General features: G+C 64.8%; 9 protein-coding genes. 6 read left to right on the plus strand and 3 right to left on the minus strand.

Annotated features, from left to right (window positions below; genetic code table 11):
* From EOC06_RS26905 to EOC06_RS26920, 4 genes are all read left to right on the plus strand, one after another.
* The coding region (locus tag EOC06_RS26905) for a mannitol dehydrogenase family protein (protein ID WP_164898753.1) at positions 1-1,424 on the plus strand (1,424 nt) is incomplete at its 5' end.
* A gap of 15 nt (positions 1,425-1,439) precedes the next feature.
* Positions 1,440-2,123, plus strand: a complete 684-nt coding sequence (locus tag EOC06_RS26910; RefSeq protein ID WP_128309210.1) for an HAD family hydrolase — start codon at positions 1,440-1,442, stop codon at positions 2,121-2,123.
* Complete coding sequence (locus EOC06_RS26915) at positions 2,120-3,706, plus strand: FGGY-family carbohydrate kinase (RefSeq protein WP_128309211.1); 1,587 nt, start codon at positions 2,120-2,122, stop codon at positions 3,704-3,706. Before EOC06_RS26910 ends, EOC06_RS26915 begins: the two co-directional genes overlap by 4 nt.
* A 167-nt stretch (positions 3,707-3,873) precedes the next feature.
* Positions 3,874-5,277, plus strand: a complete 1,404-nt coding sequence (locus EOC06_RS26920; protein ID WP_128309212.1) for an MATE family efflux transporter — start codon at positions 3,874-3,876, stop codon at positions 5,275-5,277.
* A 117-nt stretch (positions 5,278-5,394) separates the two neighbouring features.
* Here the strand turns inward: EOC06_RS26920 and EOC06_RS26925 are convergent, their stop codons facing one another.
* From EOC06_RS26925 to EOC06_RS26935, 3 genes are all read right to left on the minus strand, one after another.
* Positions 5,395-5,682: a hypothetical protein gene (locus EOC06_RS26925; RefSeq protein ID WP_127268438.1), complete on the minus strand. Its 288-nt coding sequence runs from the start codon at positions 5,680-5,682 to the stop codon at positions 5,395-5,397.
* A gap of 222 nt (positions 5,683-5,904) precedes the next feature.
* Positions 5,905-6,363: a nuclear transport factor 2 family protein gene (locus EOC06_RS26930; RefSeq protein ID WP_127268437.1), complete on the minus strand. Its 459-nt coding sequence runs from the start codon at positions 6,361-6,363 to the stop codon at positions 5,905-5,907.
* 88 nt (positions 6,364-6,451) lie between these two features.
* Complete coding sequence (locus tag EOC06_RS26935; protein WP_128309213.1) at positions 6,452-6,811, minus strand: hypothetical protein; 360 nt, start codon at positions 6,809-6,811, stop codon at positions 6,452-6,454.
* A gap of 80 nt (positions 6,812-6,891) precedes the next feature.
* Here EOC06_RS26935 and EOC06_RS26940 point away from each other — a divergent pair, with 80 nt between their 5' ends.
* Both EOC06_RS26940 and EOC06_RS26945 read left to right on the plus strand, forming a co-directional pair.
* Positions 6,892-7,470 carry a TetR/AcrR family transcriptional regulator gene (locus tag EOC06_RS26940; RefSeq protein WP_127808341.1) on the plus strand — a complete coding sequence of 193 codons (579 nt, stop codon included), beginning with the start codon at positions 6,892-6,894 and terminating at the stop codon, positions 7,468-7,470.
* 44 nt (positions 7,471-7,514) lie between these two features.
* Positions 7,515-8,464 (plus strand): beta-ketoacyl-ACP synthase (locus EOC06_RS26945; protein ID WP_128309214.1); only part of this gene is annotated, 950 nt, incomplete at its 3' end.

An 8,464-nucleotide genomic window follows, 5' to 3' on the forward strand; every position in this document is an offset into this window, starting at 1 on the left:
GCCCGAAGTATGACCGCGCGACATTGAAGGCCGGCATCGTGCATTTCGGCGTCGGCAATTTCCATCGCTCGCATCAGGCCGTCTATCTCGACGATCTGTTCAATTCGGGCATCGGCCATGACTGGGCACTGATCGGCGCCGGCGTGTTCGACGGTGAAAAGATCGGCCGCGGCAAACTGGAAGAGCAGGACTGGCTGACCACGGTGGTCGAGCAGGACAGCGGCCATATGAGCGCCCGGGTCACCGGCGCCATGATCGACTTCCTGATGCCCGGCGATGCGGCCGGCGTCATCGAACGGCTGGCCGACCCGGCCATCAAGATCGTTTCGCTGACCATCACCGAAGGCGGTTATTTCATCGATCCGGCATCCGGCGTGTTCAACCCGACCCACCCCGACATCGTCGCCGATGCGCAGCCCGGCGCGACGCCGAAGACGGTGTTCGGCATCATCCTTGCCGGGCTGGTGCGCCGCCGCGACGAGGGTACCGTGCCGTTCACGGTCATGTCGTGCGACAACATTCCCCACAACGGCCATGTCACCTCGGACGGCGTCATCGGCCTGGCCCGTTTGATCGACGAGGATCTGGCGAACTGGGTCAGCGAGCATGTCGCCTTCCCGAATGGTATGGTCGATCGCATCACGCCGGCGACCACCGACCGCGAACGCGGCATCCTGGCCAAGGACTTTGGCCTTGAGGACAACTGGCCGGTGTTCTGCGAGCCATTCCGGCAATGGGTGCTGGAGGACCATTTCACCGGCGGCCGGCCGCCGCTGGAAAAGGTCGGCGTGCAGTTCGTCAAAGACGTTGCGCCCTACGAATTGATGAAGATCCGCATCCTCAATGGCGGCCACGCGACGATTGCCTATCCGGCCGGCCTGATGGACATCCATTTCGTCCATGAGGCGATGCAGGAGCCACTGGTGAGCGGTTTCCTAGCCAAGCTCGAACGGGAGGAAATCATCCCGACGGTGCCGCCGGTGCCGGACACGGTTCTGGAAGATTATTACCAGCTCATCGAGAGCCGCTTTTCCAATCCCAAGATCGGCGACACGGTGCGCCGGCTCTGCCTCGACGGCTCCAACCGCCAGCCGAAGTTCATCATCCCGACCATCGCCGACCGGCTGAAGGCCGGAAAGAGCGTCGCGGGCCTGGCACTGGAATCGGCGTTATGGTGCCGCTACTGCTTCGGCACGACGGATAGCGGCGCCGTCATCGAGCCCAACGATCCGAGCTGGGACCGGCTGCAGGCAACGGCAAAAGCGGCAAAGGATGCTCCCGCCGCCTGGCTTGCCATGGAGGACATCTATGGCGATGTCGGCCGCGCGACCGCGTTTGTCGAGGCCTTTGCACATGCGCTCAACGTGCTGTGGGCGAATGGCGCGCGCGCGACGCTGACGCGCTACCTCGCCGGCAAGCTCTGAGAGCCATTCTCGGCCATGACGCCTGAACTGGTCATCTTCGACTGTGATGGCGTGCTGGTCGACAGCGAGGCGCTCTCCGTCTCGGCGCTGCTCGGCATGGTCAAAGTCGCCGGCGGCAGCGTCAGTGAGGATGCCGCCTACGAGCATTTCCTCGGCAAGAGCATGAAAAGCGTGCGCGAGATCCTCGGCCGCGACTTCGGACTCGATATTACCGACCTGCACCTGACCGAGATGCGCGTCGAACTGATGCGCAAATTCCGCGAGGAGCTGAAGCCGATCGCCGGCGTCAGGAAGATGCTGCCCAAGCTTGGGCTGCCGTACTGTGTCGCGTCCTCAGGCACGCTCGACCGCATCCGCTACGCGCTCGACGTCACCGGATTGCTTGGGCTGATGGAGCCGCATCTGTTCAGTGCCACCATGGTGGCCAAGGGAAAGCCGGCGCCGGATCTGTTCCTGCATGCCGCCGCCAGCATGCGGGCCCATCCGCGCAAATGCCTCGTCGTCGAGGACAGCCCGGCCGGCATCATTGCTGCGCGCGCGGCGGGGATGCGCGTGTTTGCCTTCACCGGCGGCTCGCATGCCGGCAACCCGACCTTGAAAGCGCGGCTTGCGTCGAGTGAGCCGGACTTTATATTCGCTGACATGCTGCAATTGCCCGATCTGATTGCAGGCCTGGGAGCGAGAGACAGAGCATCTTGACGAAACAGTTCGTTTGCGCGGTCGATGTCGGCACCGGGAGCGCTCGCGCGGGCATTCTCGACACCACAGGCACCTTGCTCGGCCGCGCCGAGCGGCCGATCGCCATGAACCAGCCGAAGCCCGATCACGCCGAACATGATTCGCGCGATATCTGGTCGGCCGTCTGCACCGCCGTGCGCGCTGCCCGCGAAAAAGCCGGTGTCGAGCCTGAGGACATTGTCGGCATCTCCTTCGATGCCACCTGTTCGCTGGTGGTGCGCGACCGGCAAGGCGGCCAGCTCAGCGTCTCGGTCACCGGCGACAAGCGCTGGGACACCATCGTCTGGCTCGACCACCGCGCCATCGCCGAGGCCGACGAATGCACGGCAAGCGGCCACGCCGTGCTGAATTACATCGGCGGCGTCATGTCGCCGGAAATGGCGACGCCGAAGCTGATGTGGCTGAAGCGCAATTTGCCGCGGACGTGGAATGAAGCCGGCTATTTATTCGACCTGACCGATTTCCTGACCTGGCAAGCGACGGGCTCGCTGGCCCGCTCACAATGCACGCTGACCGCCAAATGGACCTATCTGGCGCATGAGGACACGGGATGGCGGCGCGATTTCTTCGAACTCGTCGGCCTCGGCGATCTTTTCGAGCACGGCAACCTGCCGGAAAAGGCCAGTCCCGTCGGCGCCGATATCGGTCGATTGACGGCGCAAGCGGCGGCCGAGCTTGGGCTGAGCGAGAAATGCCGGGTCGGCGCCGGGGTCATCGATGCCTATGCCGGCGCGCTTGGCGTGCTCGGCGGCTTTGCCGACGACGAACAGGACATCGGCCGGCATTTGGCGCTGATCGCCGGCACGTCGAGCTGCGTCATGGCGATGTCGCAGGATCCGCAGCCCTTCGCCGGCGTCTGGGGGCCGTATTACGGCGCGGCACTGCCCAGGCTGTGGCTGTCGGAAGGCGGCCAGTCGGCGACCGGCGCCCTGCTCGACCACATCATCCGCTGGCACGGCGCCGGCGGCGAGCCAGATGCCGCCATGCATGCGAAGATCGCCGGGCGTGTCGCCGAGCTGCGCGCCACCGAGGGCGACAACCTCGCCGCAAGGCTGCATGTGCTGCCCGACTTTCATGGCAACCGCTCGCCGCTCGCCGATCCGCATGCCGTCGGCGTCGTCAGCGGGCTGACGCTGGATTCCTCCTTCGACAGCCTGTGCAAGCTCTACTGGCGCACCGCCGTCGGCATCGCGCTCGGCGTGCGCCACGTGCTGGAGGCGCTGAACGAGAACGGCTATCTGATCGACACGCTGCACGTCACCGGCGGCCACACCAAGAACCCGCTGCTGATGGAGCTCTATGCCGACGCCACCGGCTGCACGGTGGTCGAGCCGCTGGCCGACGAGGCGGTGCTGCTCGGCACCGGCATGATCGCCGCCACCGCGGCCGGGCTGTTTCCCGACCTCAACGCGGCCTGTCTTGCCATGCAGCAAGGCGGCCGGACGCGCCCGTCGAACCCGAAATCATCAGGGCGTTTCGAGCGCGACTACAAGGTTTTCCTCGAGATGCACCGCCAGCGGCGGATGCTGGACGCGATCCGGTAGAGCATTTGGGCCGGTCGCTGGCTCAATCCGTTCCCGTCCCTCCTCTCTTGCCTTCATGTCGCGTTTCGTCCAGAAGCTGACGCAAACGCCGCGAAACCGAAGGTTTTGCCGTTTGACATGCGGCTTCCGGCTCTGGCCGACGTGCCGTAGCTGGAAAGAGCGGAACAATGTCTGCGATCGAAGCCGGCGCTCGCGCGCCGGAAAATCTTTGGCGTCAGGAAATCAGGGCGACGCTGGCGCTCGCCTGGCCGATGGTGCTGACCAATCTCGGCCAGACCGCGATGACGGCCACCGACGTCATGATGATGGGTCGTCTGGGTCCGGACACGCTGGCCAGCGGCGCGCTTGGCGCCAACCTTTATTTCATGCCGCTGATCTTCGGCCTCGGCCTGATGCTGGCGACCTCGCCGATGATCGCCACCGAGCTCGGCCGCCGCCGCTATTCGGTGCGCGACCTGCGCCGCACCGTGCGCCAGGGCCTGTGGCTGGCGATCCTGATCTCGATCCCGATCTGGCTCGTGCTTTGGCACGGCGAGGGCATTCTATTGGCCATGGGCCAGGACCCGGCGCTCGCCCATCAGGCCGGCATCTATCTGCGCTGGCTCGAATGGGCGGTGCTGCCGTTCTACGGCTATATCGTGCTGCGCTCGTTCATCTCGGCGCTGGAACGGCCGGGCTGGGCGCTGGTCATCGTCTTCGTCGCCGTCGCCTGCAACGTCTTCTTCAACTGGGTGTTCATGTTCGGCAATCTCGGCGTGCCGGCAATGGGCATTGCCGGGTCGGGCCTTGCCACCTCGCTGTCCTCAGCGCTGATGTTCATCGGCATGGCTGCCGTGGTGATGCTGGAGAAGAAGTTCCGCCGCTACCGTCTGTTCGGCCGCTTCTGGCGGTCCGACTGGCCGCGCTTCAAGGGTCTGCTGCGGCTCGGCCTGCCGATCGCCGGCATTCTCGCCTTCGAGGTGACGATCTTCAATGCGGCGGCCCTGCTGATGGGCCTGATCGACGCGGATTCGCTGGCCGCGCACGCGATCGCCATCCAGATCGCCTCGATCTCCTTCATGGTGCCGCTCGGCCTCAACCAGGCGGTGACGGTGCGCGTCGGCCTTGCGCACGGCGCCGGCAATCCGGAAGGCGTCTCGCGCGCCGGCTGGACCGCCTTTGTCATCGGCGTCTCGTTCATGGCGCTGATGGGGCTGATGATGATCCTGTGGCCGCATCCGCTGATCAGCGCCTTCATCGATCTGGGCAATCCGGCCAATGCCAGGGTGATCGCGCTTGCCGTGTCGTTCCTGGCTTTTGCCGCGCTGTTCCAGGTCTTCGATGGCGCGCAGGCGGTTGCCGCCGGCATGCTGCGCGGCCTGCACGACACCAAGGTGCCGATGATCTATGCCGCGATCGGCTATTGGGGCATCGGCCTGCCGCTCGGCGTGCTGCTCGCCTTCCATTTCGGCCTGCATGGCGTCGGCATCTGGATCGGCCTGTCGACGGGGCTGGCCGTGGTGGCCGCGCTGCTTCTGGCGCGCTGGCTGCGGCGGGATCGGATCGCGCCGCCGCTGGTGTTCGGGGGTTGAAACAGGACGGTCGCCATGTCCCGACCTTGTAGCTGATTAAGCGGCGCCTGCAGAAACGTTCGTGCCGTGAGCCGGCGCTTGGCACCGAGGCAATGAACGTCTTGGCCGAGAGCGGAACTATGTTCCCTTCACGATTCTCGGCTTGCTCGGCCGGCGGGATTGAGCTGCGCTCTCGAGGGCCTGGGCCAACCGCTTCTCGTCTTCTATGGCGCGATCGACTGCCTCGATTTCTTCCTGGAGCGCCTTCAGCTCGGCTCCGTAGCTGGAGCCATCGCTGTCCCCTATCTGAAAGCCACTTGCCCGCATTGCGTCGCGGGTATGGTGCACGTTGCGGACTCCTTCGCGTCGGGTTGCGACCAGGATTTCCCTGAACTCTCCAAGACGTTCAACGTGATTGCGAGTCATTGCGTTCTCCTATTTCGTCGTCATCGTCGCCGACGGCGATTCAGAACGGCTAAAAACTACGGCGCAGACCGTTTAAGTGAATACAGGAGATACTCTCGACAAAGCATGAGTGCGGAAGCTCAAATTTGAACGTCTTGCAACAAGTTGGAGCGCGGCAGCGGAGATGGCTCGGGACCCGAGCCGGTCGGCGCATGGGCAACCCGGCCGTCCTCGAACCGCGCTTCAGCTTGTTATCTGTTCGGCGACAGCCTCTTCGAGGCCGGCTGCGGCTTGAGCGGCGAGACCGCGCGCCGCCGCCTGTGAATCGTAAAACTCCTCGAGCGCATGAACCGTGCCCCACCGCAGCGTGAACACGTGGAGACCACGGTTGATGTAGGACGTATCGCCGTTGAGCAGGGTTGCGGTGCCATCCCACTGGGCAAACACGGTGGTATGCCACGGCCAACCCTTCACCCAGACGTGGTTGACCGTGAGATGGAGAGTGGGCAGAACACGGCCGAGGCGCTCGAACCAGCGGCGCAGGGCTTGCTTGTCGTGGCGCTCCCCACCAAGCGCGTGGGCGCCACCAACCCGGTGATGGACATGCGGCGCGATGGCCTTCACCGCCGCGTCCCAGCGATGGTTGTTGACGTCGTCGAAGCTCTGCCGGATCGATTTCTCGACAAAATAGCTGTAAAGCATGTGACCTCTCTCCGAACTTATTGGTGGCGCGCCGTTCCGACGCGAGAGCCCCGGCCAGCATCGCGCGGCCGCGGGCCTGCGCGTCAGGTCAGGGCATTGTCGCGTCGGCTCGCAGGGATGTGTCAGTCTCGGTCGAGACCGTCACTTCCTTACCGGACCTTGAGAACGAGTAGAGCGAGCCCGGGTAGCCCGGTATGGAAAACGACACAGCGTCACTGTTGGCGAGGCCCATGACAACCCGCAGCGGATCACCCCCGGCCTTCGGTGCGAAAGTGGCGGTGACCTCAAGCAGGTCGCCGCGCGGAACGTAGTAGGCCACCATGTCCAGGTGTCCCTGGTGCAGGCTGCCGCCTTCGATCGGGCGTCCGATGGTGGCTTCCTCGGCAAGAGCCGGGGTTGCAAGAAACAGCGCTGCCAGCAGCGAGGCGCTCAGGGTTTTGCGGATCATCTCATTTGTCCTTTTTTAGATTGCGTTCACCCTCTATATAGGGTATAGATTACGAATGCAATCTAAAAAAGGAGATGACGATGCGTGTGAGTCGCACTCAGGCCGCGGAAAACCGCGAGACCGTGATCAATGTGGCAAGCCGGCTTTTCCGGGAGCGCGGCTTTGACGGCATCGGCCTCAAGGACCTGATGAAGGGTGCCGGGCTGACCCAGGGCGCCTTTTACAAGCAATTCGAGTCGAAGGACGATCTGGCGGCGCTGGCGTCCAGGCGGGCGATGGAAAGCGCCACCCACAAATGGTCGGCCGCGACCGCCGCACATCCTGGGAGCCCGCTCGACGGGGTGATCTCATTCTACCTCAGCATGGATCATCGCGGGGAAAAGATGGACGGCTGCCCGGTCGTTGCGCTCGGTTCGGATGCAGCCAGGCAGGGTGCCGAGGTGAAGGCGTCATTCGAAGCCGGCATCAAGGCGTACCTTGAGATGCTCGGCGGTTGGGTTGGCGAGGGCGACAGCGAAAAGACCGGCAACAAGGCAATGGCCGTTCTCTCGACGATGGTCGGCGCGGTGGTGCTCTCGCGGGTCGTCAACGACCCCGACCTCGCGCGGGCTTTTCTGGATGCGGCGGCCGATCAGGTTCGCGAAGCAGTCGCCCCTTGAACGGCGCGAGCAGTGCCGCCGGCACACCAAGGACAGGAGAGCAGATGCAACGGATTGTCGTCACGGGCATGGGAGCGGTCACGCCTCTTGCCGCCAATGTCGAAGCGTCCTGGTCACGCCTGCTTGCCGGCCGGTCGGGCGTTCGCAGGCTTCCGGACGATGTGGTGGGAGAGCTGCCGGTTAAGATTGGCGGCGTGGTTCCCTCCCTGGGCGAAGATCCGGAGGCTGGGTTCGATGCCGATGCCGTCCTGTCCGCGAAGGATCAACGCAAGGTGGACCGGTTCATTCTCTTTGCGCTGGCTGCGGCGGAAGAGGCGCTCGCGCAGGCGCAATGGAAGCCTGCCCTGGAAACGGATCGCCTGCGCACGGCCACGATCATCGCTTCAGGGGTCGGCGGGTTTCCCGCCATCACCGAGGCGGTGCGCACGGTGGACCTGCGTGGCGCCCGCCGCCTGTCGCCCTTTACGGTGCCGTCCTTCCTGGTAAACCTCGCGGCGGGCCACATCTCGATCCGTCATGGTTTCAAAGGTCCACTCGGCGCACCGGTGACGGCATGCGCGGCGGGCATCCAGGCGATCGGCGACGCCGCCCGCCTGATCCGCGCGAACGAAGCCGACATCGCCGTGTGCGGCGGAACGGAAGCGTGCATCAACACCGTCAGCCTCGGCGGTTTCGCCGCGGCGCGCTCTCTTTCAACCGGCTTCAATTGGGCGCCGGCTCAAGCCTCGCGCCCTTTCGACACATCGCGGGACGGCTTCGTCATGGGCGAAGGAGCCGGCGTGCTGGTCATCGAGGCATTGGACCACGCGTTGGCGCGCGGCGCAAAGCCGTTGGCTGAGCTCGTCGGCTACGGCACGACCGCCGATGCCCACCACGTCACCTCCGGACCGGAGGACGGCGACGGCGCGCGCCGGGCCATGCAGATCGCGATTGCCCAGGCAGGGATTTCGCCACGCCAGGTTCGCCATCTCAATGCGCATTCGACATCCACGTC

The organism is Mesorhizobium sp. M7A.F.Ca.MR.362.00.0.0 (assembly GCF_004023175.1).
GTDB lineage: Bacteria > Pseudomonadota > Alphaproteobacteria > Rhizobiales > Rhizobiaceae > Mesorhizobium.